Here is a 24,507-nt window from a genome sequence, read left to right as displayed (position 1 = left end):
GCTGTATGGAGATTGCTAAAGGGATAGAAATGTTACAACTTGAATTTCAAGAATTTGTTATTCATCCAATTCTTTTATGGGATGATGAAATGGCAGTATTAATAGATACGGGTTTCCCAGGACAAATTGAAGATATACAAGTAGAGATGGAAAAGGTTGGGGTATCATTTGATAAGTTAAAAGTCGTGATTTTGACGCATCAGGATATTGATCATATAGGTAGTCTTCCGGAGTTGTTGCAGCGCTGTGGAAATAATATTAAGGTTTATGCGCACGAATTAGATAAGCCATATATTGAGGGGGATTTGCCTTTATTGAAGGAAGGAAATGTAGAGAACCGACCAAAAGGAAAAGTGAGTGATACTGTGATTGACGGGCAAGAACTTCCGTATTGCGGTGGAATACTAATTCTTCATACTCCAGGGCATACTCCGGGTCATATTAGTTTATATTTGAAACGAAGTAAAATTCTTATTGCAGGAGACTCTATGTATAGTGTGAATGGGATGTTAGGAGGAATTCACGCCCCAACAACTATAAATATTAAGGAAGCAAAGCAGTCTTTGAAGAAGTATTTAAATTTACATATTGAATCTGTAGTTTGTTACCATGGGGGATTAAGTAAGGAGAATATAAATGTTCAACTTCAAAATTTGTAAAGTTAAAATGGAGTTTTTTGTTAAGTGACGTTGAAGTATAATCTGGTTATTAGTATATAAATAAATTATAAAAGAGCATGTTTGAAAAAATTAAACATGCTCTTTTATTAAAGTAAATCAGTTTAATATGAATGACCTAACCCATTCCAATAAAAAGAAACGATTTCTTGTGCTAATTCATCTATATTTGCAAGAATAGGATTGTGATTCTCATCTTTAAAATTCCCAATTGATAATAAAGATACGAAAGCATGAGCCGCAAATTTAGCGTTTCCTTTCGGAATTTCTCCGATGTGCATCGCATTATCGAGTGCTTTTTCTAGTACTTCATACATATTATCTTCAGCATTTTTTAATTCTTTCAATTGTTTTTCAGATAACGACAGTTTTGCATCTTTCATAAAATTTTTCATATCAATATCCATCGTTGCGTGTAAGTAAACTTTAGCGAAGTCTAATAATCTTTCTTCTAACGTTTTGTTTGTAGAGAGTATTTGAGACATATTTTCGCGTATACGTACCATCATTTCGGTCATAGTAGCGGTAAATAAATCGGCTTTTGTTGAATAGTAATAGTAGACAGTTGCTTTCGTAACACCACAAACTTTTGCGACCTCATCCATAGAAACGACTTGATAATTTTGTGTAAGAAATAAGCGGGTTGCCACTTCTAAAATGGTTTCTTTTGTAGATTTTGTATTTTTATTTTGACGCGGCCTTCCGAGAGGACGTTGTTTTTGTTCCAAATACATTCGCTCCTGACATTTATGATTGAGATAATTATAACATAATTTTCAATCATTCTTGATTAATTAACCGACCAGTATATATAATTAATAATGGAGGAAAAAAGGAAGGTGGGTTTTTATGAAAAAGCACCCGTTACATATGTTAGGGAGGCTTGTAGCAGGGAAAAATACGCAATGGATCACTTTATCGGTGTGGGTTCTTATTACATTATTACTTTCATTTACGTTACCACAAGTAAACAGTACGAAAGAACCGAATCCAAAAAATTTACCTGAAACAGCTATGTCACAGCAAGCGGAAGCGCTTATGAAAAAAGAGTTTCCGAATAATACAGGGAATCCGTTGTTAGTAGTATGGTATAGAGATGGTGGATTACAGTCACAGGATTATAAACTCATACAAGACGTTTATAAAGAGTTAAAAGCTAATCCTTTAAAAGAACAATCAACGTTACCGCCATTTGATACAATTCCAGAGCAAGTATTATCAAAAAGTGCATCAAAAGATGGTACATCATTTGTTACACCGGTATTCTTTAATAAATCTGCTGGTACGGATATATTAAAAGGAAATCTGGAAAAGCTTGAAAAAAAAGTGAATAGTAAGGTGGATGAAGATCCATTTAAACAAAAAATAAGTGAATCTGGTTTACATGTTCGATTATCTGGGCCTGTAGGTATTCAAACGGATGCAGTTAGTTTATTTAGTCAAGCAGATGTGAAATTGTTAGTGGCTACTGTATTATTAGTCTTGGTCCTATTAATTTTGCTTTACCGTTCGCCAATTTTAGCAATTTTACCTATACTTGTTGTTGGCTTTGCATACGGTATCATTAGTCCTACACTCGGTTTTTTAGCTGATCACGGATGGATTAAAGTAGATGCCCAAGCAATATCAATTATGACAGTATTATTGTTTGGTGCTGGAACGGACTATTGTCTATTTTTAATTTCAAGATATAGAGAGTACTTGTTAGAAGAAGAAAGTAAATATAAAGCATTACAACTTGCGATTAAAGCTTCTGGCGGTGCAATAATAATGAGTGCGTTAACTGTTGTACTTGGATTAGGAACATTACTACTTGCTCATTATGGTGCCTTTCATCGATTTGCAGTACCATTTAGTGTTGCTGTATTTATAATGGGAATCGCGGCTTTAACCATTTTACCAGCACTATTATTAATTTTCGGTAGGATTGCATTTTTCCCGTTTATACCGAGAACAACTTCAATGAATGAGGAGTTTGCAAGAAAGAAAAAGAGGGCTGTAAAAGTTGAAAAATCAAAAGGCTCCTTTAGTAAAAAACTTGGAGATGTAGTAGTACGAAGACCGTGGACAATAATTATGCTAACTGTGTTTGTATTAGGTGGATTGGCTTCGTTCGTACCACGTATTCAATACACATATGACTTATTAGAATCGTTTCCAAAGGATATGCCTTCTCGTGAAGGGTTTACGTTAATTAGTGATCATTTCTCAGCTGGTGAACTAGCACCAGTAAAAGTGGTTGTTGATACGAAAGGAAAAGAGCTTCCTATTAAACAAGAACTAGAGAAATTTTCTTTCGTAAATACAGTGAAAGAGCCAAAAGAGGGAAAAGAAAATAAGCAAATACAAATGTATGAAGTTTCTTTAGCGGAAAATCCATACTCAATTGAAGCGTTAGATCAAATTCCTAAATTGAAAAGTAATGTAGAAAAAGTATTAAAAGATGCTGGGATTCGTAATACTGAAGATCAATTGTGGATTGGTGGAGAAACAGCTTCATTATATGATACAAAGCAAATTACTGAACGTGATGAATCAGTAATTATTCCAGTAATGATTAGCATTATCGCTTTACTATTACTTGTCTACTTACGATCGGTTGTTGCGATGATTTATTTAATTGTAACTGTCGTTTTATCATTCTTCTCAGCGTTAGGAGCAGGATGGATATTGCTTCATTACGGTATGGGAGCGCCGGCCATTCAAGGTGCGATACCGTTGTACGCATTCGTATTTTTAGTTGCTTTAGGTGAAGATTATAATATCTTTATGGTTTCAGAAATATGGAAAAACAGAAAGACACAAAATCACATGGATGCAGTAAAAAATGGTGTAATACAAACAGGTAGTGTTATTACATCGGCAGGTTTAATTTTAGCAGGAACTTTTGCAGTGTTAGGTACACTTCCAATTCAAGTATTAGTTCAATTTGGTATTGTAACTGCAATTGGCGTATTACTAGATACGTTTATCGTAAGACCGTTACTTGTACCCGCAATTACAGTTGTGTTAGGCCGATTTGCTTTTTGGCCAGGTAAACTTTCAAGAAAGAGTGAAGAAATACAAAAGGTGGATGCATAGTTAAAAAAGCCAAGGATATTTTCCTTGGCTTTTTCAATGTAGTTAATTAATTTTTTGAAGTCAAATCATCAGCTGAAGCGTGATCAGCATCTTCAATTGTTGTTTCGGGCATTCCGTATAAGCCGTTCATTGCTTGTTCTTCGATAGTAAGGTTTGCAGTATTATTATTTTGAATAGATGTAGTGTTTTCAGTAACATTTTCTTTTTTATTCATATTTTTGTTATTCATGTATGTATCCTCCAAATTTCATTTGATTTATCTATAGTATGTGGATGGATTTCCAGAAATATGTGAATTGATTCTTACATATGTTATATAATTAAATAAATAATTAGGGTGAAATGTACACTGTTAGGAGTGAACAATTATGGTGAAAGCAAGGGAATTAGCCTTCTAAAATAAAAAGAAAATTTTAGGAGGCTATTAGAATGAAGTTCCATGTAATTGATAGAGAAGATTGGAATAGAGAGCAGTATTTTGAGCATTATTTAAAGTTGAAATGTACATTTAGTATGACTGTGAATGTTGATATCACGATGTTATTAGAGGAAGTATATCAAAAGGGAATAAAATTTTATCCCGTTTTTATATATTTAATTTCTAGAGTAGTAAATAATCATAAAAAATTTCGAACATGTTTTAACGATGAAGGAGTTTTAGGCTATTGGGAGGAAATGATACCGAATTATACAATCTTTCATAAAGATGATAAGTCTTTTTCAAGTATATGGACGGATTATTCAAGTGATTTCCGCACTTTCTATAAAAATTATGAAGACGATATGAGATGCTATGCTAATGTTCATGGTCTTTTCACGAAAGAAAATATTCCGCCTAATGTATTTCCGATTTCTAGCATACCTTGGACTAGTTTTACTGGATTTAATCTTAATATTAATAATGATGAAAAATTTCTATTGCCAATTATAACTTGTGGGAAATATTTTAACGAAGGAAATAAGGTTATGCTACCAGTTTCATTGCAAGTACATCATTCGGTTTGTGATGGATATGATGCGAGTCAATTTATAGAAGATTTACAGCAGTTAAGTAATACTTGCAACGAGTGGCTTAAGTAATATCTAATTTTTAATTATATAAAGTGAAACTTTAATCAGTGGGGGGGTCAGCCCTCACCAATCGGGCGTTCACGGGCAGCAGGGCCCCACCTAACTTCTTTGCTTTTGCTGAATTTTGAGGTGGGGGTCTTACTGTCCGGCAAATAGCGGGATAAAATTGAAAATGAATAAAAGAAGAGAACATGTTGATATTACATGGTCTCTTCTTTTATTCATTAATACTAAGTAATTGTGGAAAATATAGGGTGATTTGTAGTTTAATAGTAAAGAGAGTGATTAGTATTAATTTTCTTTGTTTTTAAAAATTTAAGGATATAAATGTTTTAATAGGGGGGAATAAAGTGAAATTCTTAAGCATTGAAAAAGATGAAATCTTAATTGGGAATATGGCAAAATTGTATTGTAAAGTATTTGAGAAAACAAATTTCAATGAAATGATCGAGCGAATGAATAGGCATATAGAATATACAGGTTTTAAAGGTATAGTAGCAATAAATGATGAAAATGAAGTAGTTGGCTTTACTTATGGTTATCGCTCAATGGAGGGACAGTACTATAATCAATTAATGAGAGAAGCGTTACATCTAGAGCAAGTAGACGAATGGTTACAAGATTGTTTTGAATTTGTAGAGTTAGCAGTTCACCCACAATACCAAAATGAAGGTCTTGGAACGAAATTACATAATAAATTACTAGAAGGGCTTTCAAATAGAACAAGTGTTTTAACAACACAAATAAACAATGAAAAAGCACGTTCGTTATATGAAAGATTAGATTGGGTAAATGTATTAGAGCCATTTCATCCAAGTAAAAATGATGTTCCATATATAATAATGGGAAAAGCATTAAAAATAAAAATGAATTGATAATTATGGAATTCACAATAGTTGTTGGTTTGTAATAATGAAAGGGAAAACAACAATGCTATCTATAGAAAAAGCTACAATTTTAGATGCTGAGAAATTAACAGAAATAATGAAAAGAACATTTGATGCAGAAGCAAAACAATGGCTATACGGCCAAGATAATGTCATTGATTATAACATTCAACCGCCAGGATATTCTTCAGTTGAAATGATGGAATATTCCATTGAAGAATTGGATTCTTTCAAAGTTGTCATGGATAAAGAAATAATCGGAGGGATAATAGTTACGATTTCTGGTAAGTCGTACGGTCGAATTGATCGTATTTTTGTAGATCCTGTTTATCAAGGAAAAGGAATTGGATCACATGTTATGAAATTAATAGAAAAGGAATATCCGAACATAAAGATTTGGGATCTCGAAACATCTAGTAGACAAATTAACAATCATCACTTTTATAAAAAGATAGGTTACCAAATGATTTTTGAATCGGAAGATGAGTATTGTTACGTGAAAAGAATAAAAACAAGCTCAAACAAAGAGAGTGTAGTTACAAATAAAGATATGAAAAATAGTCAATACGAAAACTGTAATTTAGCAAATACAGAGTATTATCAAGTGAATTTAAAAAACAGTTCATTTGTTGGTAGCAATATAATGAATACGAATATGAGTAATTGTAATGTAAGTCAATCAAAGTTTAGAAATATAAATTTTAGAAGGTCATCATATGCAGATTTAAATCTTTCTGGCAGTAAATTTAATTTGGTGACTTTAGGTGGAGTGCAATTTAAAAATACAAGTCTCGGAGATGAGAAGGAACCTATTGTATTCGATAAATGTGATTTGGAAGGTAGCACCATAAGTAATAGTAATCTGAAAAATATTGAAATAGAAAATTGTGATATAGTCGGCATGAAACTAAATGGTATTCTGATTGAAAATTTGCTTAATTTATATAACAAGGTGAAAAGTTAACCATATCCATATAGTTGTTAATCTTTTAGGAAAATAAGTATTATATCGAAATAATTATGTGAAAATGACATAAAGAAATACGAGTGAGAAGGTCATTCATACACGTTTCTAGAATACACACAAACAAATATATTGTTATTTATATGGAGGAGAGAAAGATGGGGATCAACGTTAGAGCAGTAGAAATACAAGATGCTAGAGCAATTCATCGTATATGTATACAAGATGAAGTTTTACCGTATATGGTTTTCTTACCTAGCATGCGTGTAGACGCTATGGAAAATAGAATTCGAAATTTAGCACCAAATCAATTTGAATTTGTTGCAGAATATGATGGAGAAATTGTTGGGTTTGTAGGTTTAACACAAAGTCCGGGACGAAGATCTCATTCAGGCGATTTATTCATTGGGGTCGATAGTGAATATCATAATAAAGGAATTGGGAAAGTACTTCTTACGAAGATGCTTGATCTGGCTGATAATTGGTTAATGTTAGAGAGAGTGGAACTAGGTGTGTTAGAAACGAATCCAAAAGCAAAAGCTTTATATGAAAAATTTGGATTTGTAGAAGAGGGAGTAAAGATAGGGAATTTGAAAGCTCAAGGAAAGTTTATTAATGAAATTATGATGAGTCGTTTTAGACCGGATGGTTTAATTGTACATAATTAATAGTTAAAAGCATGACAGTATACTGTCATGCTTTTTTATTAGAATTTGGCTGTAATAAAAATAATACTAAACCAATAAAAATAACGGTAATTCCTAGTCCTTGTTGTAAAGAAATGGTCTCATGTAATATAAAGTACGCTAGTATACAAGTTCCAATTGTTTCTCCTAAAATGCTCATGGAAATTAAAGTAGCACTCATCCATTTTAATAACCAATTAAAAATGGTTTGTCCTAAAATTGTAGCAATGAAAGCTAATCCAATAAAGCACAACCAAGTTTGTGTAGAATAATGGATGAAAGATTCTTGTTGCGTGAAAGCAAATATGCCAAGAAAGCCAGCACTACTTCCATAACTAATTACCGAATATGGTATAAGTGCCAAATCTTTACGAACGTGTTGGCTAATGAAAAAATAAGCAGTAATGATACCGGCAGCGATAAATGCTAAAATATCTCCATATAAAGCTGCTCCACTAATTTGGAAATCTTGCCAGCCAATAACGATACTACCTGAAATAGCGATGAGGCAACCAATAACCGCTCCTTTCGTAAATCTCTCCTTAAATAAAAAATAAACACCAATCATTGAGAACAAAGGTTGTAGCGTTACGATAACTGTAGAGCTTGCTACAGAAGTATATTGTAATGATTCAAACCAAAGTACATAATGTGCAGCTAAAAATAGCCCAGATATGGATCCGAATCCCCATTGTTTTTTCGTTAAAGTTTTTAGCTCATCTCGACTATTTTTATTAAATAGTAATAACGGTAACAGAATCAGTGTGGCAAAGAATAATCGGTAAAAAGCAATGATTGTAGCAGGAGCATCTGCCAATTTTACAAAAATTGCAGAAGTTGATAAGGCGAATACACCAAAAAATAAGATGCAATATGAAAGAATAGGTGATTTCAAAGTTTGTCCCTCCGATAGAATGTTTATTATAATAAACTTAATACGATATAATGTACAAAAGTAAGTATATAAGTCCCAGAGATGATAGGGAAGGATTATTTGCCTTTGTTTAGTATGTCAGCACAAAGACAAAGAAACATGCATTATGATGGACGAAAGGAATTTTTACTATGATACATGATAGGCTTGGACAAACGGTATTAAGTTACCGTAAGAAAAATAACATGACAATTCGTGAATTCGCTGATTATGCAGGGATTAGTACATCGTTAATTAGCCAAATTGAAAGAGGGCATGCTAATCCTTCTTTAAATGTTTTGGAATTAATTGCAAAAGCATTAAATGTACCGCTGTTTACACTTTTTATTAACGAAATTGATACAGATTCGCTCATTTCTAAGAAAAAAGATCGAAAAAAAGTATATCGGGAAAACAATAATCACATTGTATATGATGTATTAACACCTGATTTTATGAAAGCACGTATTGAAATGCTAATGATGGATTTAAATAAACAAGCAAACACAACAGAAAGCCATTATTCCCATGAAGATAAGGAAGAGATTGCTGTTGTTATGAAAGGGGAAGTGTATGTGGAATTGGAGGGAAAAGAATATTTTTTAGAAGAAGGCGATGTTGTACGTATTCCACCGAATGTGAAGCATCGATTTTTGAATAAAAGTGATGAATCGAATCACATTTTATTTGTACTGACACCATCTTTAGGGTGAAAATATAGTGATTTTTATCCCGCATTAACGGGCAGTAAGACCTCCCTCAAAATTCAGCGAAAGTAAAGAAGTTAGGTGGGGGATTAACTGCCCATAAATGCCCGATTGGTAAGGGCTGATTAAAGTTTCACTTTATTAGGGGAGATAGAAAATGGAAAACAAAAGTATTTTAAAAGGCGGCCTTTCAATTATTTCTCAATGCAAAAAAGAAACAAATGATATTTGGCATGCGCATTTTGGAGCAGCTGCAATTGCTAGTTATTTTTTTATGAAAGATAATAATATTGATGAAGAAACAGCTCGTAATATGTATTCGCAAACAAGGATGATGCTGAACAAGAAAAAAATTGGTGAGATGATTGATGATAAAAAAGAAATAGATTTTCAAATTGCGGAGAATATGATTATAAAATCTTTAGAACAAACGATTGATGAACTTCATTGGGTGGGGCATAACGTCATTTATGCGTCATTAAGTTTATTGGCTATGAAAGAGCTACAAAAATGGGGCGATAATCAAGCAATTGAAGGGATTACTACTCTTATTTTATCATTTCGAAAAACAATTCCAGGTAGATCGTGGATTGGTTATACGACGAAAGAAGTAAAACAATTAAGTTTTGAAGATGAGATAAAAAGTGAATTGAGTAATCCAACACAAGTATCTCAGTTCATTTTAAATGAGTTATCGAAATTTAATAGTATTTATCGAGCGGAATCGCATCATGATTTAATTGGGCATTTGCTTACTTACTCCCACGCAATTAATATAATGTACGATTTAGGGCATATAGATATATTTCAACGAGGGATACGCCCGCTTTTAAAACTAGTATACGTACTACGAGCTAGCCAAAAGCTCAAGCTGAATACGGGAATAACTTTACACTCACCTATAGATCGATTACCTTTAATTCAATCTAAACGTGCAAATATTTTACCAACTGAAAATATATTTTGGATAAAAGACTATAGTGAATTCGATTGGGATTTTGGTCATGTATTTAAATTCTCATATAGTTATTTTAATCATATAAAGAGAGCTCCAGATTATAAAGATATAACATTAGAAAAATTCCGGTATGTTATTAATTCTTAATGAACGTCAATAATCTGTAAGAGGGAGCTTAATCTAGTTTCTTTTTTGTTAGTAGTATATTATTTTTTCAAATTTGTAAGATTTTACATGCGTATTTTACTTTTACTAATTATGTAAGTAGGCTATACTGAAATACATACATTTTATTTTTGGAGAGATGTAAAACGACATGGAACTAGCGAAATTAGAAAAAGTAATTGAAATAAAAAAAGAAGAACTTTTATATTTAGTATCGGATTATGGAATTCAACATGAAAAAGTATTGGCATTGAGTCAAGAACTAGACAAATTAATCAATTACTTTATGTTTTTAAAATAAAGAGAACTATGACGTGGTTTGTATATGTTATAGTTCTTTTTTATTAGGTAATTTGAAAATATATTCAAATATATTGTCTAATTTCTTACAGAATGCGCAACTTGCTAGTCGAATATAAGGACTTTTGGTTATAATAAAAAGGAATTATTAATTGTATCGGTTAGGAGCGCAGCACATATGAAAACAGTTGTTGTTATCGGTGGAGGTATAACGGGACTTTCTACTATGTTTTATTTAGAAAAATTAAAAAAGGATTATAATATCGATTTAAATTTAATTCTTATTGAGAAAGAAGAGTATTTAGGTGGTAAAATCCATAGTGTGGAAGAAAAGGATTTCATTATGGAGTCAGGAGCGGATTCAATCGTTGCTCGTAATGAATATGTTATGCCACTTGTAAAAGATTTAAATTTAGAAGATGAAATGGTATATAATGAAACGGGTATTTCTTACATATATTCTGAAAACATGTTACATCCGATTCCTTCTGATACTATATTTGGGATACCGATGAGCGCCCAGTCTTTGTTTAGCAGTACGCTAGTCTCAACGAAAGGGAAAATCGTAGCTTTAAAAGATTTCATAACGAAAAATAAAGAGTTTACGAAAGATACATCACTTGCTCTATTTTTAGAAAGTTTCTTAGGGAAAGAGTTAGTGGAAAGACAAATTGCTCCTGTACTTTCAGGCGTATATTCTGGTAAATTGAATGAGCTTACAATGGCATCTACATTACCGTATTTACTGGATTATAAAAATAAGTATGGAAGTATTATTAAAGGTTTTGAAGAGAATAAAAAACAATTTCAATCAGCAGGAAATAAAAAATTCGTATCATTTAAAGGTGGACTATCTACGATAATTAATCGCTTAGAAGAAGTGCTTACTGAAACTGTCGTAAAAAAAGGTGCTATAACGACGGCTGTAAGTAAACAAGAAGATCGATATGAGATTTCTTTTGTAAATCATGAAACAATACAAGCTGATTATGTTGTTTTAGCAGCTCCGCATGATATAGCACAAACTTTATTACAGTCTAATGAGTTAAATGAGCAGTTTAATACATTTAAAAACTCATCTCTTATAAGTATTTACTTAGGATTTGACATACTAGATGAACAACTACCAGCTGACGGCACAGGGTTTATTGTAACGGAAAACAGTGATTTACATTGTGATGCTTGTACATGGACAAGTCGAAAGTGGAAACATACATCCGGTAAACAAAAATTATTGGTAAGAATGTTTTATAAGAGCACCAATCCGGTATATGAAACAATCAAAAATTATAGTGAAGAAGAATTAGTACGAGTAGCTTTATATGATATTGAAAAGAGTCTCGGAATTAAAGGTGAACCAGAAGTAGTCGAAGTTACAAATTGGAAAGATTTAATGCCGAAATATCATTTAGAACATAATCAAGCGGTTCAAGCATTGCAAGAAAAAATGACGAATCTTTATCCAAATATATATTTAGCTGGTGCCTCATATTATGGTGTCGGAATTGGTGCGTGTATTGGAAATGGAAAGAATATAGCCAATGAAATAATGGCTACATTAAATGAATAATACTGTAGAATAAATAAAAACTGTTCCTTCAGCAAAATGGAGGAACAGTTTTTATTTATTTTATTTGAATGGAAATTGTATTGTTTTTTACATTGTTTTCTTTTATTGTTAATGTTATTTCTCCAGACTCTTTAAATGAATACGGTGATAGTTGATAAATATCTTTTATATCATGTTTTTCTTGTAATTTATTTACCGGTATTGATACGATATTTGGCTTCCATGTTTCTTGTTTTCCTGAAGGATATTCTATAAGTATTACCGGATTTTTTAACTGTATTGTTTTCCAAGAGACGAAATATAGTTGTACTTCTGTATTTTTTTTTAATAATTCTTCGGAGAAATAACCGAATTCGCCTACATTACCGAAAACAGTATAGTTTTGATTTTTTAATTTAATATCTAAATAACTAGGTTGATATGTTACCGCATGATAAGTTCCATATGAAAGTGAGAGTATGGCAGCGATTAAAATACCGATTGAAAATTTCCTAAAGCTATTACCTTTAAAGCTAGTCATCATGAATGAGTTTGGTGTGAATTTTTTTGCGAATAAAAAAATAAGTAATATGAGTAAGAGGGATAAGCTGATGAATATATACATAGGAAATCTTCACCTCCACAATAAAATAAATATTAACTATATTTTACCATAAATGTATGGGGTAGGTTGGTTGTTTAGAAGGAGAAAATGAAGAAACAATTTCTTTACAGTTCTTGATAATTTAAAATTCGATTTATGGAAATTATAGCGTCATGTTTGAGGTGCAATCAGAAGGTATCTAATTCGTGTATATAGAATTAAGAGAGAATGTGCCATTAGAAATGTTTGATTTATGGAACAATAAGGACTTTACTAATTATACATATTTTTTCTGATATAATGAATGAGTAGAGAGAAAGGAGTGATCCTATGGCATTTCCTATATTAGAAACAGAACGCTTACGTTTAGTTGAAATAGAACAATCTTATTGTCAAAAAATATATGAAATCTTTTCATTGGATGAAGTGACGTGTTACTACGGTATGAATTCTTTTACGGAGTTTGGACAAGCTTCACGTATGATCGAATCTTTTTCAAAAAATTACTTTGAGAAAAAGGCAATACGATGGGGAATTGTGTTAAAAGAAACGAACGTTTTAATAGGAACAATTGGACTAAACAATTTACAATTATGGAGTAAACGATCTGAGATTGGATATGATCTGCATCCTCGCTATTGGGGAAATGGTTATGCTTCAGAAGCAGCTGGAGAAATTATTGATTATGGATTTAAAGATTTAGGTTTGTTTAGAATTGGAGCTATTACATATCCTGAAAATGTTACTTCTTGTAGAATGTTATCTAAAATTGGCTTCCAAAAGGAAGGGCTATTGCGCGGATATATTCATCAAGGAAATAAGCAACACGATGCATTATTGTATTCTATAGTGCGAACTGATGTTGAGGACATAAATTTATAATAAAAAAACCTCTTAATTAAAAGAGGTTTTTTTTATTATAAATTAACCTAATTTAGGTAATAAACGTTCTCCGCTTTTCATGCTACTTTTACATAAAGGGCATTTAGGCTCTTCTTCAAATGAAAAGTTCTTTCTCATCCATCCTAAACAATCCTCTGATTCACATTCCCAAACAGGGGTTTGTTCTGGTGGTACTTCTGCTACATCGTTCTTTCGATTGCGATACATGTAACCACTCCTTTTATGTAAAAAATTTTAGTTATATATTAAAAAGGTTGTTAACCTTGCTGGTAACAACCTTTTTATTGTTTGAATTATAGCTTTACAACGTTTTTAGCTTGAGGTCCGCGGTTACCTTCTTCAACTTCGAAGCTAACTTCTTGACCTTCGTCAAGAGACTTGAAGCCGTCGCCAGTGATAGCTGAGAAGTGAACGAATACGTCGTTACCGTCTGCAACTTCGATGAAACCGAAACCTTTTTCGCTGTTAAACCATTTTACTTTACCTGTTAATGTCATGGTAATGCCTCCTAAAAGTAGAAAAATTACAATATGATCGGCCTTATTTGAATGAAAATAAAAGTTCACATATTATCAAAAACCCATAAGGAGTACAAAATGTCCCTGATTGATACTTGATAATATGCAAAGAAAATATAGTGTTAAATTGACCTTAATTACTATCTTACAACAAATGGTGGGAAATAGCAAGTGCTGGTAATACCACTGACTAATCTGGGTGATAATAGTAAAGGCACAAAGGCATCTCTTTTATTTATATATTATTCCTAATTTGAATTTATTCCAAACAAAAATCATTTATATGAAAAAATAAGTTTAAATAAAAGGCTAAATATTATTTTAATATTACTGACGAGTACCATAATTAGGAGGATAGAATATTGCAAAATAAACAATTTAAAATAATTGAAGCAGCAAAAGAAGGAAGAAGAAAAGTTCATCCTGTTTTTGCTGTCATACTCGCGATTATATTTTTAACTTTAGGTGAATTATTTATGTTGTTTATGCTGATCTTACCGAAAGCAGAAACAACTTTTATGAAGGCGATTTATAGCGACATTGAGATGATATTAACGTTTGGCGGCGCAATATTTTTGGTGTTTTTATGGATTAGATTTGTAGAGAAAAGATCATTTTCATCCATTGGTTTTTGGAGAAATCAATGGATAAGAAAATATTTGAGAGGTGCATTAATAGGATTTGTTTTCATTTCAATACCAGTAATTTTACTCCTATTGGCAGGAGTTGTGACACTACAAATGCAACAAATTACAGTAACCGCTATGTTGGGTATTGTAGGTTCTTTAGTTGCATTTTTAATACAAGGGGCAACGGAAGAAATTATTGTACGAGGTTGGTTATTCCCGGTTCTTTCTGTTAGAAGTCGTATATGGGTTGGGATTGTTGTGACGTCTTTCTTATTTGGTTTTCTTCATTTACTTAATCCAGGTATTACAACTCTTTCAATATCGAATATAATATTAGTTGGTGTATTTGCAGCTGTTTACGTTTTAAAAGACAGTAGTCTGTGGGGGATTTGCGCATGGCATTCCATTTGGAATTGGGCACAATATAACGTCTACGGTTTTGCAGTTAGCGGGATGACCATATATTCAACGCCGCTATTTAAACCTACAACAAATGGCCCCGAATTCCTTCATGGAGGTTCGTTCGGAATTGAAGGTAGTATCATTACAACAATCATGCTCGCTATTGCTTCAATTGTTTTATGGAGAAAGTTATGGGAAGAAAAGTGAAACAACGAAGTTTTAGTTAATGAAAGGGGGAGAAACTATGGGGATAATAGCATTTGAGGGAGCAAGCGCTGTTGGTAAAAGTACCACGTGCCGTGAATTAGAAAAGAATTATGGTGCTTATATAATACCTGAAGTGAATTCTTTATTTGAAAGGCCAAAAAATGAACATAGAACATGGTATTTTGAAAAACAAGTTGAGCGCTGGAATATAGCTGTTCAGAAGTCAGAGCAATATGAATTAGTAATACTCGATGGCGATATATATCAGCCACTTAGTTATAATTGGTGTTTTCATTTTGATCTATTTAATCAGCCATTATCTGTAATAGAAAATTTTTATAAAGAAAAGATGATAAATAGGGAAATTGGTTTTCCGGATCAATATTTTTATTTATATACGAACGATGAAGAACTTAGAAAGCGGAAAGTATCTGATGAAACGAAAAGAAGGAGAAACTTTGAAAAACATTTACATATATCAAAATCGTTTCAGTGTTATTATGAAAATTTAAATTCTGTTACAGATGGGTATTGTAAATTAATTGAGGCGAAAAGTGTAAAATCGAATGAAATAGAAATTGTAAAGAATTTAAACAGTTTAAATGTTTGTGAAGAAAGACGTTTTGATGTTTCGAGGTTAGATGCTATTACGAAGTGGTTAAAAGAAAATCGTGCATAAAGTAAAAACAACGAGTGTTATTTATCGCGCTCGTTGTTTTTTGTTTCTTTATAAATATAAAGGGAAAATTTGTAGAATATTTTCAATATTTAACAGAATAATCTTTCAATTTTAAAGAAAAAGAAATACAATATGAGGAAGTATATATAAATAATATGATAGGGGATGGGATGCGATATTTTGAATGAAGGAACAGTTTTTATATAAGAAGTAATTAGGTAGTAAGAACAGAGATATTTGGGAGGAAACAAGCGCGATGAAAACACTATTTAAAATAATAGGTATTCTAGCTGGTATGGCGGTAATTGGAGTAGGTTTAACATATGGTATGCTGTATTATTTAAATAATAGTAAACCAGCTGCGAAAAAGGCATCACCAGCTGCTCCAGCAGTAGAAGTATTAGCTGATAGTAATGTAAAAGCAGAAGATGCAAAGTTTTTAGAAAATGGCAATTATTCATTGCCGAATAGTGGTTTTAATAAAAATTTTAAATGGACAGATGAGAACATACAGACAGCATTACATGAAATGGCACATCAAAAAGCGAAAGCTGATCAAAAGTGGGGCTATATTTTTATTACACAAGAGCGGATTGAAAGCTTAATTGATATTGTAAAGAGTAATGATCTTGTACAGGGAAGTACATATGTAGAAATTTTAGAACGATGGAAACAAGGAAAATATGAAAAAGTTGATGCAGATCACAATAAGATTTGGAAATTACAAAGCGGGAATTTAGGAGAAGGAAAAGGAGTAATGTCGGAAGCTGAGCAAAAAGAATTAATTAATCAAGTGTTTATGAACAAAGGTACATATTCAGGTAGTAAATTAATTGCAGGCGGGGGACAGACTAATAAATAGTATACTAATTAATGAAAAAGAGTAATTGCTTATTAGGCAATGAAGTGACCCCTAAAAGTTAGACACGGTTATTTGATTAGGCAGCTTGATAAAAGTGAGTCCGGTATTGTACCGGGCTCATTTTTAATTTTGCCTTAATCCGTTTCGTATTATAATAATCTATATATTTTTCTAATTCTATTTTAAAGTGCTCTACATTTTCAAATTCTTTTATGTAGAGGAACTCCGATTTCATAATCCCAAAGAAATTTTCTATTACTGCGTTGTCGTAACAGTTGCCTTTTCGAGACATACTCTGGACGATAGCTCTTGATTCTAGTGTACGGACGTATTGTCTCATTTGATAATGCCATCCTTGATCCGAATGCATCAGTAGCTGGTGCGTTTCAGGTAAACGTTCCAATGCTTTCTCTAACATGTCTGAAACAAGCGAATACGTCGGTCTAGAACCAATTGTATAGGTAATAATTTCACCATTATACAAATCTAATACAGGTGATACATACAGTTTTTCTCCAAACAATTTAAACTCTGTGATGTCTGTTACCCACTTTTGATTCGGTGCATCTGTATGAAAATTACGCTCTAAAATATTAGGTGCAATTCTACCGACTTTTCCTTTATAGGATTTATATTTCTTCATACGCACAACACACTTTAACCCAAGCTCTTTCATAATGCGCTGAACCTTCTTGTGGTTCACTTTCTGGCCACGATTCGTTAATTCATCACGAATGCGACGGTAACCATAACGACCTTCATTTTCCTCATAAATCGCTTTAATCTCAGCTTTCAAATCGGCATCTACATCTGGACGATTCATTTTCTTTACTAAATCATAATACGTGCTTCGAGGAATAGTAGCTAGCTCCACGAGTGCCTTCACCGAATATTTATGCCTTAATTCATAGATTACTTGCGCTTTGTCTTGTTTTGTGATTTTTCCTTGTTTTGAACTAAGGCATTTAACTTTTTTAAGTACTCATTTTCCATCTCAAGCTGTTTAATGCGTGCTTCAAGTGCTTCGACTGACCCTTCAGCTAAATGTTGTTTTAATTGTTTATTTGAATCTTTTTTCATGGATGGACGCCCCTTTTTCTTAGATTGAAGGGCATCAATTCCTTGTGTTTCGAGCTGTTTTTTCCAAACAGAAATCGTTGAAGGGGCAGGAATATTAAAGATAGCTGCCGTCTCAAATAAGGACATACCGTTTTCAATCATAAAGTTTAGTACGTCTAGTTTAAATTGTTGTGTGTAATTTGTACATCGTTTTAGAAAAGCTTCCAGACCATTCTGTTTATATTGGTTTACCCAATTCAAAATGATTGTGTCACTTATACCGAGCGATCTACCCATTTCTCGATAACTTTCATTTCCGTTCAAATAACGTAGAACGATTTGTATTTTTTCATCAGCTGTAAATTTAGCCATAGAAAAACTGCACCTCCAATTGTTAGACTGTGTCTAACAATTGGGGTGCAGTTCACAATTACTCTTTTTATATGTAAGTCTTAATATTTTAGTCTCGTTCAAGTAAGGAAAGAAACAACTGTAATACCGGGGAAATCCATCTGGATTTATGATAGATTACATGACTTTGAATAATGGTTGGAGTTTCGATAGGCTGAAAACATAGTTGTTCTTTTTGGCAACTTTCTTGTACAACGATATAAGGAAGAATTGAAATGCCTAATTCACACATAACGGATTGTTTAATGACTTCAACATTGGAAGTTTCAAATGTTTTAGCTGGAATATTTCCACTTTGACGTAAAAAACGATCTACCATTGGCCTATAGCCGCAGCTTTGTTCTGTAAAAATGAACTGGGTGTCCTGTAATAACTGGAATGGATTTGCGTGTGCAGCGGAATAAGCTGGTAAAATCCATCCAAATGTTTCATTACTAAAAGTACGCGTAATAAAATCATTATGTTCTATACTTTCTCCAATTATGAAGACAACGTCTGTTTCTCCTTCACGTAATTTTTGTAATGCTTGTTCATTTGTGTTTGTTTCAAGTACGATATTTACTTTCGGATTTTTCTGTTTGTAAGTACGTAATAATTGTGGTAATCGGTATACCGCTAATGATTCATTAGATGTAATACTTAATGTACCTTCTAAATAATCTGTATTTTGGGGGATTTCTTGCGCTTTTTCATATATTGCAAGTAATTCTAATGCATAAGGATGAAATTGATGACCTGCTTTTGTAAGTAGCACTTTTTTCCCTAACCGATCGAAAAGAGGAATATGTAAATCGTTCTCTAAAGCTTTCATATGTGCTGTAACAGTAGATTGCGCATAACCTAGCGCATGAGCAGCTTTAGAAAAATTACCATACTTCACAATGGCGCAAAATGTTTTAACATGTCTCATTTCCATAAGCGATCCCTCTTTTATTATCATGATTTGTGAATGATTATATCATGTATTTTAATTTTCCAAATGATTAAATTCCGTATAAAATAAAATTGTGGAAATATTCATTCAAGTGATATTGGAGGAGAAAAGATGATCAAAAAGGGCTATCATGTAGCTGTTGTTGGGGCTACAGGTGCGGTAGGGCAAAAAATTATTGAACTGTTAGAGAATGAAATGAAGTTTAATATAGTTGAAGTTACATTGCTTTCATCAAAACGATCCGCCGGTAAGAAAGTAAGATTCAAAGGACGAGAGATAATTATACAAGAGGCAAAAACAACTAGCTTTGAAGGTGTAGATATTGCCTTTTTTAGTGCTGGGGGAGAAGTATCTAGACAATTTGTAACTCATGCAGTTTCTAGTGGTGCGATTGTAATTGATAACACAAGTGAGTACCGAATGGCACAAGGTGTACCGCTCGTTGTTCCGGAAGTGAATGTGCATACTTTAGAGCGGCATAAAGGTATTATTGCAGTTCCAAATTGTTCAGCATTACAGATGGTAACTGCACTTCAGCCGATTCGAAAATCATTCGGTTTAGAAAGAATTATCGTTTCAACATATCAAGCTGTATCGGGTTCTGGCATTCATGCGATTCATGAATTACAAGAGCAGGCTAAGTCTATGCTTGCTGGTAAAGAAGTGAAAAGTGATATATTACCGGCGAAAAAAGATAAAAAACATTATCCAATAGCGTTTAATGTACTGCCTCAAGTAGATATATTTACAGACAATGATTTTACTTTTGAAGAAGTAAAGATGATTCAAGAAACGAAGAAAATATTAGAAGATGAAAACTTGAAAATGGCAGCTACTTGTGTACGTGTTCCAGTCGTATCAGGGCATTCAGAATCGGTTTATATAGAACTGGAAAAAGAAGCAACCGTTGCGGAAATTAAGGAAGTATTAATGGATGCACCAGGTGTTATTTTGCAGGATAACCCTAGTGAACAGCTGTATCCAATGCCATTATATGCAGAAGGGAAAATAGATACATTTGTCGGAAGAATACGTAAAGATCCTGATACGCCAAACGGATTCCACCTCTGGATTGTTTCCGATAATTTATTGAAAGGTGCGGCTTGGAATTCAGTTCAAATCGCAGAGACTTTAGTGGAAAAGGGGATACTTTAATATGGTTTGAAAAATTGGGGAATCGTTAATGATTTCCCGGTTTTTACTCATTGAAAGTTGGAGGAAGTATGCCTTTTTCTGAGGTGAATGTGAACTTTAAAAATAAAACTTATACTGACTTTTGGAGGGAAGATAAGAATAAATTGATGCCTAAAAGATAAATGGGATAAGATGGTAATATAAAGAGTGCATATACACTGGAGGGATTACCAATGCTAAAAGTTATGTTACCATTTGTTCTTATCTTTTTTCTTGTTATTGCGATGTATATTGCTTATCAAAAGAGAAAAAAATCCGAGATAAAAGGATTGAAAAGTGCGCTAACTTCTATTTGTTTCTTTTCACTCGCAATATTAAATATGTTTGCATATTGGTTTCATTTTGGCGGTGTTTTTACTTGGTTATTTTCAATTGTATTATTGCTAGTTGGTGCATATTTTACAAAATATATTCCAATATCTAAAAAGGTACATTAAAATTTATAAGAGTTTACATGCAATGTTTACTTTTTTGAAAAGAGATTATTCTACTAGATCGTTGTGAAACGATTTCATAGGACAATCTCTTTTGTTTAGTTTTGGAAAGAACGTACTGTGATTTGTAGTTGCTCAATAAATTCTCGAGTGGCAGCACACATATATTTATCTTTTCTATAAATAAGCCCTATTTCAATTATTGGAGTAGGGTTTTCTATTTTAATAGCTTGAATGTTTTTATTTTGTAAAAAGTCTATATATGGTTGTGGTAACACTGTAATTCCCATTCCTTTAGAAACCATTTGGATTAAAGATTCCATCGTACTAATTTCTAAAATTGGTCTTGGTCTAAAGTTGAATTTTTGACAATGAGATGTAATTAGTTCGGTTAAAAAGAAATTTTTAGGTAAAAGAATTAAAGGGTAGTTCTGTAGTTCAGTAATAGATACATGATTACGTTTAGCTAATCGATGACCAGTTGGCACGACCAATGTAAGGTCGCTTTTGTATAGAGGGATGGAGATAATTTCTTTATCTTGCACCGGGAGAAATGTAATGCCGATATCTAGTTCGTTTTGTAATAATTTTTCACGAATATCTCCTGTACGAAGCCCTAATACAGAAAGCTCTATATTGGGATATAAATTATTGAAATTTAAAATAGCTGGTGGTAGTAAATAATTTACGACGGTTAACAAAGCCCCTATTGTTAAGGAACCTTGCTGTAATCCGTTTAGGTCTTGAAGGGCTGAACGAGCTTGTTCGACTTCATGAAAAATGGTTTTACAATGTGATAATAAAATCTTCCCTGCTTCAGTTAAAGATATTTTTTTACCAATTCGATCGAAAAGTGGCATTCCTACTTCATGCTCTAATGCACGTATTTGTTGACTTAGTGAAGGCTGTGAAATATTTAATTTCTCAGCTGCTTTTGTGAAATGTAATTCTTTTGAAACAGCTAAAAAGTATTCAAGTTGTCGTAATTCGATTGAAATCACCTCAAGTATAATAATAGGTTATACCTATCATTATTATATAAATAATTGAATTGAACAATGATTTTAGAGGTTTTATAATCATCTTTATATAGCAGAGAGGGTTGTAAAAATTAATCGAGAGAAAATACATGTAACACCTTTAAAGGAGGAAATAGAATGGCTAATGAATATCGATTATTATCTTTAAATATAGGATTACCAAAAGAGGTTACATACGGCGGAAAAGTAATTCATACAGGCATAAATAAGAAACAAGTAAAGGAACCGGTATATTTATCCTTTGTAAAGTTTAATGGAGATGGACAGGCGGACTTAGTTCATCATGGAGGCGTAGATAAAGCAGTTTGTGTTTATACTGGTGATCACTATCCATACTGGGAACAAGAATTGAATCAAGATCTTGTATATGGGGCTTTTGGAGAAAATATAACAGTTAGTGGTATGCGCGAAGAGGATGTTTGTATTGGTGATACGTTTGAGCTAGGACAGGCAATCGTACAGGTAACACAACCAAGGCAACCTTGTTTTAAATTAGCAAAAAAATATAATATTCCAAAGTTACCACTATATTTTCAAGAAACAGGATATACAGGATTCTATTTTCGCGTATTAAAAGAAGGATGGGTATCATCAGTCGATACATTAAAAAGACTACAGTCTGATCCAAAAGGTGTTTCAGTAGCGTTTGCTAACCGTATCATGCACAAGGAAAAACAAAATATTGAAGGGATAAAAAGGATATTAGAAGTAAATGCACTTTCAAGTAGTTGGAGAAAGTCTTTTGAAAAGCGTATAAGTGGAGAAGAAATTAATACGAAGGAAAGACTTGAAGGGATAAAAGACTAAAAATATTTTATTATAAATAGTGTATTTCTATTAGTAAAAGCTAATTAGAAAGCGCTATTTTTATATAATAAACTAATTAATATCCAAAAATCTTAATATTGTTTTATTCGACTTATTTTCAAATAGTCAAAACATAAAATTAATTAGACTTTTTTTTTATGTTTTATGATAGTATATTGATTGGTAAGACCTCTATTTTTAAGAGTAGGTCATATAAGTATATCTAATTTAATGGAATTTAACATTTGGAGGTACAACATGGGGAATGTTGAAAAAATGGCAAGTCTTCTAATAGAAGAACCGAAAAGAGAGCAGTTATTTCCTTTATTTGAAGAAGTGTTTGAAATTACAACTCAAACATTGAATGATTTTTCGGATAAAGGGTATTGGGATGATACATATAAAGCTTTATCATTTTTACAAGAAGATAAAGTGATTGCAAATGTTGCGGCATTTTCACTCCCATTATTAATTAATGGAGAAAAAATAAATGCGGCGGGTATTCAATCAGTAATGACACATCCTAATTTCCGTAGACAAGGGCTAATGAAACAATTAATGGGTAAAATGATAGAAGAAATCGATAAGAAATGTGAATGTACATTATTGTTTACGGAAAACCCTGAACTATATACAGCGTTTGGATTTAAAGTTGTGCAGGAATATTTGATGACTATACCATACGATAAAAACAATAATAACGATTCACTACTTAAAAAATTAGATTACTATAATGTAGAGAATAGACAGTTAATACATGAAACTATTGATAGTGGCCAAAGACTTTCAAATAATTTTTCAACTTTAAATTTCCGTCCTTCATTTTATTTGAATATGTATGACTCGGAATGGAATGAGAAATTGTATTATTCAGAGAAACTAGATGCTTTAATCGTTTATGAAGTAGACAATGAAAAGTTGAAATTATTTGGAGTATTTGCGCCAGTACTTCCGGTTTTAGATGAAATATGTGGAGAAATCAATGAAAGGTTTACGGAAATCGAATTTTATTTTTCTCCAGATCAATTAGGGATTGAGGATGTACAGTTTACAGAATTACAGTCTAGTAAGTATTTAATGGTTCGAAGTGATAAAGAGTTAGATTTTAAAGGTTATAAATTCCCAGTATTAGCGGAGTTTTAAATGTCTATATAAATGCTTTATATATCGTATATACCAGAACGTATTGAGCAACTCACTATAATGAATGTACCTGAATACTATAAGATTAATGACAATCATGCGTTTATTGTCCGTTCGAAAGCAGAAACTGATTTTTGGCTTAAAACACATTATGGTTTTGAAGTAATGAATGGTCATGTATTTTATAATGAGATGATGACAGACTTTCAAGCTGAAGTTCAGTTACGTATGAATCCAAATTCAAAATTCGATCAAGCAGGTCTTTTTGTTATGATTTCGGAGAACTGTTGGCTAAAAACATCTTTAGAATATATCCCTGAAGGGCCATCTCACTTAGGTGCTGTCGTAACGAATAATGGATATTCTGACTGGTCAACGCAAGATTATCCAACTGAAGAAGCTAAGCAACAAATTCGTTTTCGAATTATTCGAAAACGTGGTGATTATACAATATATGTGAAAAAGAGCCATCAATGGGAACAAATAAGAATCACTCATTTAATGGAGGATATAGGGAATGAGCCTATTAAAATAGGTTTTTACACGTGTAGTCCTTCTAAAAATAAGGGATTTGAGACTGAGTTTTTAAATTTTACAATTGAAGAAATATAGATGAAAAACCGTATTCTTTTCAGTAAGAATGCGGTTTTTGTATTTACATAATATAAAGCACATTTATTGACCAGAAAGTCATTAATGCTTATCATTTAATAATGTTAAATA

Annotated in this window: 27 protein-coding genes and 2 pseudogenes; 20 read left to right on the top strand and 9 right to left on the bottom strand. The window is 32.3% G+C overall.

Annotated elements, in window-relative coordinates:
• Positions 1-5: 5 nt before the first annotated feature.
• Positions 6-659, top strand: a complete 654-nt coding sequence (locus tag MHI28_RS05030) for an MBL fold metallo-hydrolase (protein ID WP_000401471.1) — start codon at positions 6-8, stop codon at positions 657-659.
• Between the two features lie 122 nt (positions 660-781).
• On the opposite strand, the gene MHI28_RS05025 is transcribed toward MHI28_RS05030, so the two are convergent.
• Positions 782-1,405, bottom strand: a complete 624-nt coding sequence (locus MHI28_RS05025; protein WP_017763131.1) for a TetR/AcrR family transcriptional regulator — start codon at positions 1,403-1,405, stop codon at positions 782-784.
• 121 nt (positions 1,406-1,526) lie between these two features.
• On the opposite strand from MHI28_RS05025, the gene MHI28_RS05020 reads away from it, so the two are divergent.
• Positions 1,527-3,758, top strand: a complete 2,232-nt coding sequence (locus MHI28_RS05020) for an MMPL family transporter (protein WP_086412975.1) — start codon at positions 1,527-1,529, stop codon at positions 3,756-3,758.
• A 46-nt stretch (positions 3,759-3,804) separates the two neighbouring features.
• On the opposite strand, the gene MHI28_RS05015 is transcribed toward MHI28_RS05020, so the two are convergent.
• Positions 3,805-3,987, bottom strand: a complete 183-nt coding sequence (locus MHI28_RS05015; RefSeq protein ID WP_001060661.1) for a DUF4021 domain-containing protein — start codon at positions 3,985-3,987, stop codon at positions 3,805-3,807.
• A gap of 200 nt (positions 3,988-4,187) precedes the next feature.
• On the opposite strand from MHI28_RS05015, the gene catA reads away from it, so the two are divergent.
• The 4 genes from catA (at position 4,188) to MHI28_RS04995 (ending at position 7,348) form a co-directional block, all read left to right on the top strand.
• Entirely contained in the window at positions 4,188-4,838 is a 651-nt protein-coding gene (gene catA / locus MHI28_RS05010; RefSeq protein WP_000668530.1) for a type A chloramphenicol O-acetyltransferase, read from the top strand.
• Positions 4,839-5,179: 341 nt separating this feature from the next.
• Positions 5,180-5,704, top strand: coding sequence for a GNAT family N-acetyltransferase (locus MHI28_RS05005; RefSeq protein WP_000670760.1), 525 nt, complete (start codon positions 5,180-5,182; stop codon positions 5,702-5,704).
• 37 nt (positions 5,705-5,741) lie between these two features.
• The gene (locus MHI28_RS05000) at positions 5,742-6,680 is read left to right on the top strand and encodes a GNAT family N-acetyltransferase (RefSeq protein WP_003309472.1); all 939 of its coding nucleotides are present in this window, start codon (positions 5,742-5,744) and stop codon (positions 6,678-6,680) included.
• A 158-nt stretch (positions 6,681-6,838) separates the two neighbouring features.
• Positions 6,839-7,348 carry a GNAT family N-acetyltransferase gene (locus MHI28_RS04995; protein ID WP_000512623.1) on the top strand — a complete coding sequence of 170 codons (510 nt, stop codon included), beginning with the start codon at positions 6,839-6,841 and terminating at the stop codon, positions 7,346-7,348.
• A 25-nt stretch (positions 7,349-7,373) separates the two neighbouring features.
• Here MHI28_RS04995 and MHI28_RS04990 read toward each other — a convergent pair whose 3' ends face one another.
• On the bottom strand, positions 7,374-8,261 hold the full coding sequence (locus MHI28_RS04990; protein ID WP_000841795.1) for a DMT family transporter: 888 nt from the start codon (positions 8,259-8,261) through the stop codon (positions 7,374-7,376).
• 170 nt (positions 8,262-8,431) lie between these two features.
• Between MHI28_RS04990 and MHI28_RS04985 the strand changes: the two genes are divergently transcribed.
• From MHI28_RS04985 to MHI28_RS04970, 4 genes are all read left to right on the top strand, one after another.
• Positions 8,432-8,992: a helix-turn-helix domain-containing protein gene (locus tag MHI28_RS04985; RefSeq protein ID WP_000581034.1), complete on the top strand. Its 561-nt coding sequence runs from the start codon at positions 8,432-8,434 to the stop codon at positions 8,990-8,992.
• 151 nt (positions 8,993-9,143) lie between these two features.
• The gene (locus tag MHI28_RS04980) at positions 9,144-10,091 is read left to right on the top strand and encodes a hypothetical protein (protein ID WP_000428900.1); all 948 of its coding nucleotides are present in this window, start codon (positions 9,144-9,146) and stop codon (positions 10,089-10,091) included.
• 169 nt (positions 10,092-10,260) lie between these two features.
• On the top strand, positions 10,261-10,410 hold the full coding sequence (locus tag MHI28_RS04975) for an aspartyl-phosphate phosphatase Spo0E family protein (RefSeq protein WP_000417698.1): 150 nt from the start codon (positions 10,261-10,263) through the stop codon (positions 10,408-10,410).
• A gap of 177 nt (positions 10,411-10,587) precedes the next feature.
• Positions 10,588-11,979: a protoporphyrinogen oxidase gene (locus MHI28_RS04970; protein ID WP_000860361.1), complete on the top strand. Its 1,392-nt coding sequence runs from the start codon at positions 10,588-10,590 to the stop codon at positions 11,977-11,979.
• A gap of 55 nt (positions 11,980-12,034) precedes the next feature.
• Here MHI28_RS04970 and MHI28_RS04965 read toward each other — a convergent pair whose 3' ends face one another.
• Complete coding sequence (locus MHI28_RS04965; protein WP_086412976.1) at positions 12,035-12,583, bottom strand: hypothetical protein; 549 nt, start codon at positions 12,581-12,583, stop codon at positions 12,035-12,037.
• Between the two features lie 309 nt (positions 12,584-12,892).
• Here MHI28_RS04965 and MHI28_RS04960 point away from each other — a divergent pair, with 309 nt between their 5' ends.
• Complete coding sequence (locus tag MHI28_RS04960) at positions 12,893-13,444, top strand: GNAT family N-acetyltransferase (protein ID WP_000885387.1); 552 nt, start codon at positions 12,893-12,895, stop codon at positions 13,442-13,444.
• 42 nt (positions 13,445-13,486) lie between these two features.
• Here the strand turns inward: MHI28_RS04960 and MHI28_RS04955 are convergent, their stop codons facing one another.
• Both MHI28_RS04955 and cspD read right to left on the bottom strand, forming a co-directional pair.
• Complete coding sequence (locus MHI28_RS04955; protein WP_000286203.1) at positions 13,487-13,672, bottom strand: cold-shock protein; 186 nt, start codon at positions 13,670-13,672, stop codon at positions 13,487-13,489.
• 86 nt (positions 13,673-13,758) lie between these two features.
• Positions 13,759-13,962 carry a cold-shock protein CspD gene (gene cspD, locus MHI28_RS04950; RefSeq protein ID WP_000176366.1) on the bottom strand — a complete coding sequence of 68 codons (204 nt, stop codon included), beginning with the start codon at positions 13,960-13,962 and terminating at the stop codon, positions 13,759-13,761.
• Between the two features lie 383 nt (positions 13,963-14,345).
• Here cspD and MHI28_RS04945 point away from each other — a divergent pair.
• The 3 genes and pseudogenes from MHI28_RS04945 (at position 14,346) to MHI28_RS04935 (ending at position 16,762) form a co-directional block, all read left to right on the top strand.
• A pseudogene (locus tag MHI28_RS04945) lies at positions 14,346-15,241 on the top strand (lysostaphin resistance A-like protein).
• A complete protein-coding gene (locus MHI28_RS04940) occupies positions 15,241-15,900 on the top strand; it encodes an AAA family ATPase (RefSeq protein ID WP_003278212.1) in 660 nt (219 codons plus the stop codon). The pseudogene MHI28_RS04945 and the gene MHI28_RS04940 overlap by 1 nt, the downstream one beginning before the upstream one ends.
• A gap of 256 nt (positions 15,901-16,156) precedes the next feature.
• Positions 16,157-16,762, top strand: a complete 606-nt coding sequence (locus MHI28_RS04935) for a PRK06770 family protein (protein ID WP_000853596.1) — start codon at positions 16,157-16,159, stop codon at positions 16,760-16,762.
• A gap of 76 nt (positions 16,763-16,838) precedes the next feature.
• On the opposite strand, the gene MHI28_RS04930 is transcribed toward MHI28_RS04935, so the two are convergent.
• Both MHI28_RS04930 and MHI28_RS04925 read right to left on the bottom strand, forming a co-directional pair.
• A protein-coding gene (locus MHI28_RS04930) for an IS3 family transposase (RefSeq protein WP_208730123.1) occupies positions 16,839-18,193 on the bottom strand; the annotation gives its coding sequence in 2 pieces (ribosomal slippage) (positions 16,839-17,740 and positions 17,740-18,193; 1,356 coding nt in all).
• Positions 18,194-18,281: 88 nt separating this feature from the next.
• Entirely contained in the window at positions 18,282-19,148 is an 867-nt protein-coding gene (locus MHI28_RS04925) for a LysR family transcriptional regulator (protein ID WP_000425888.1), read from the bottom strand.
• A gap of 129 nt (positions 19,149-19,277) precedes the next feature.
• Between MHI28_RS04925 and MHI28_RS04920 the strand changes: the two genes are divergently transcribed.
• From MHI28_RS04920 to MHI28_RS04910, 3 genes and pseudogenes are all read left to right on the top strand, one after another.
• Positions 19,278-20,321, top strand: coding sequence for an aspartate-semialdehyde dehydrogenase (locus MHI28_RS04920; protein WP_000591714.1), 1,044 nt, complete (start codon positions 19,278-19,280; stop codon positions 20,319-20,321).
• Between the two features lie 41 nt (positions 20,322-20,362).
• Positions 20,363-20,482, top strand: a pseudogene (locus MHI28_RS04915) (C45 family autoproteolytic acyltransferase/hydolase); the annotation flags it as partial.
• 51 nt (positions 20,483-20,533) lie between these two features.
• The gene (locus MHI28_RS04910; RefSeq protein ID WP_000921855.1) at positions 20,534-20,797 is read left to right on the top strand and encodes a hypothetical protein; all 264 of its coding nucleotides are present in this window, start codon (positions 20,534-20,536) and stop codon (positions 20,795-20,797) included.
• 95 nt (positions 20,798-20,892) lie between these two features.
• Here MHI28_RS04910 and MHI28_RS04905 read toward each other — a convergent pair whose 3' ends face one another.
• Positions 20,893-21,795: a LysR family transcriptional regulator gene (locus MHI28_RS04905; RefSeq protein WP_000623400.1), complete on the bottom strand. Its 903-nt coding sequence runs from the start codon at positions 21,793-21,795 to the stop codon at positions 20,893-20,895.
• A 156-nt stretch (positions 21,796-21,951) separates the two neighbouring features.
• Between MHI28_RS04905 and MHI28_RS04900 the strand changes: the two genes are divergently transcribed.
• The 3 genes from MHI28_RS04900 (at position 21,952) to MHI28_RS04890 (ending at position 24,396) form a co-directional block, all read left to right on the top strand.
• Entirely contained in the window at positions 21,952-22,641 is a 690-nt protein-coding gene (locus tag MHI28_RS04900) for an MOSC domain-containing protein (protein ID WP_001263005.1), read from the top strand.
• A gap of 258 nt (positions 22,642-22,899) precedes the next feature.
• A complete protein-coding gene (locus MHI28_RS04895; protein ID WP_000528683.1) occupies positions 22,900-23,784 on the top strand; it encodes a GNAT family N-acetyltransferase in 885 nt (294 codons plus the stop codon).
• Between the two features lie 12 nt (positions 23,785-23,796).
• Positions 23,797-24,396 carry a DUF1349 domain-containing protein gene (locus tag MHI28_RS04890; protein WP_000965798.1) on the top strand — a complete coding sequence of 200 codons (600 nt, stop codon included), beginning with the start codon at positions 23,797-23,799 and terminating at the stop codon, positions 24,394-24,396.
• Positions 24,397-24,507: the final 111 nt, after the last annotated feature.

Source organism: Bacillus sp. FSL K6-0268, assembly GCF_038005425.1.
Classification (GTDB): domain Bacteria; phylum Bacillota; class Bacilli; order Bacillales; family Bacillaceae_G; genus Bacillus_A; species Bacillus_A thuringiensis_S.
Note: the sequence above shows the minus strand (reverse complement) of the source record. Positions and strands in the feature narration are given on the sequence as shown.

What these genes read in the sequence shown, in the direction of transcription:
- MHI28_RS05030 (WP_000401471.1), top strand. Translation starts at nt 6, where the DNA reads ATGGAGATTGCTAAAGGGATAGAAATGTTACAACTTGAATTTCAAGAA.
- MHI28_RS05020 (WP_086412975.1), top strand. Translation starts at nt 1,527, where the DNA reads ATGAAAAAGCACCCGTTACATATGTTAGGGAGGCTTGTAGCAGGGAAA.
- MHI28_RS05015 (WP_001060661.1), bottom strand. Translation starts at nt 3,987, where the DNA reads ATGAATAACAAAAATATGAATAAAAAAGAAAATGTTACTGAAAACACT.
- catA (WP_000668530.1), top strand. Translation starts at nt 4,188, where the DNA reads ATGAAGTTCCATGTAATTGATAGAGAAGATTGGAATAGAGAGCAGTAT.
- MHI28_RS05000 (WP_003309472.1), top strand. Translation starts at nt 5,742, where the DNA reads ATGAAAGGGAAAACAACAATGCTATCTATAGAAAAAGCTACAATTTTA.
- MHI28_RS04995 (WP_000512623.1), top strand. Translation starts at nt 6,839, where the DNA reads ATGGGGATCAACGTTAGAGCAGTAGAAATACAAGATGCTAGAGCAATT.
- MHI28_RS04985 (WP_000581034.1), top strand. Translation starts at nt 8,432, where the DNA reads ATGATACATGATAGGCTTGGACAAACGGTATTAAGTTACCGTAAGAAA.
- MHI28_RS04980 (WP_000428900.1), top strand. Translation starts at nt 9,144, where the DNA reads ATGGAAAACAAAAGTATTTTAAAAGGCGGCCTTTCAATTATTTCTCAA.
- MHI28_RS04975 (WP_000417698.1), top strand. Translation starts at nt 10,261, where the DNA reads ATGGAACTAGCGAAATTAGAAAAAGTAATTGAAATAAAAAAAGAAGAA.
- MHI28_RS04970 (WP_000860361.1), top strand. Translation starts at nt 10,588, where the DNA reads ATGAAAACAGTTGTTGTTATCGGTGGAGGTATAACGGGACTTTCTACT.
- MHI28_RS04965 (WP_086412976.1), bottom strand. Translation starts at nt 12,583, where the DNA reads ATGTATATATTCATCAGCTTATCCCTCTTACTCATATTACTTATTTTT.
- MHI28_RS04960 (WP_000885387.1), top strand. Translation starts at nt 12,893, where the DNA reads ATGGCATTTCCTATATTAGAAACAGAACGCTTACGTTTAGTTGAAATA.
- MHI28_RS04955 (WP_000286203.1), bottom strand. Translation starts at nt 13,672, where the DNA reads ATGTATCGCAATCGAAAGAACGATGTAGCAGAAGTACCACCAGAACAA.
- cspD (WP_000176366.1), bottom strand. Translation starts at nt 13,962, where the DNA reads ATGACATTAACAGGTAAAGTAAAATGGTTTAACAGCGAAAAAGGTTTC.
- MHI28_RS04940 (WP_003278212.1), top strand. Translation starts at nt 15,241, where the DNA reads ATGAAAGGGGGAGAAACTATGGGGATAATAGCATTTGAGGGAGCAAGC.
- MHI28_RS04935 (WP_000853596.1), top strand. Translation starts at nt 16,157, where the DNA reads ATGAAAACACTATTTAAAATAATAGGTATTCTAGCTGGTATGGCGGTA.
- MHI28_RS04925 (WP_000425888.1), bottom strand. Translation starts at nt 19,148, where the DNA reads ATGGAAATGAGACATGTTAAAACATTTTGCGCCATTGTGAAGTATGGT.
- MHI28_RS04920 (WP_000591714.1), top strand. Translation starts at nt 19,278, where the DNA reads ATGATCAAAAAGGGCTATCATGTAGCTGTTGTTGGGGCTACAGGTGCG.
- MHI28_RS04910 (WP_000921855.1), top strand. Translation starts at nt 20,534, where the DNA reads ATGCTAAAAGTTATGTTACCATTTGTTCTTATCTTTTTTCTTGTTATT.
- MHI28_RS04900 (WP_001263005.1), top strand. Translation starts at nt 21,952, where the DNA reads ATGGCTAATGAATATCGATTATTATCTTTAAATATAGGATTACCAAAA.
- MHI28_RS04895 (WP_000528683.1), top strand. Translation starts at nt 22,900, where the DNA reads ATGGGGAATGTTGAAAAAATGGCAAGTCTTCTAATAGAAGAACCGAAA.
- MHI28_RS04890 (WP_000965798.1), top strand. Translation starts at nt 23,797, where the DNA reads ATGCTTTATATATCGTATATACCAGAACGTATTGAGCAACTCACTATA.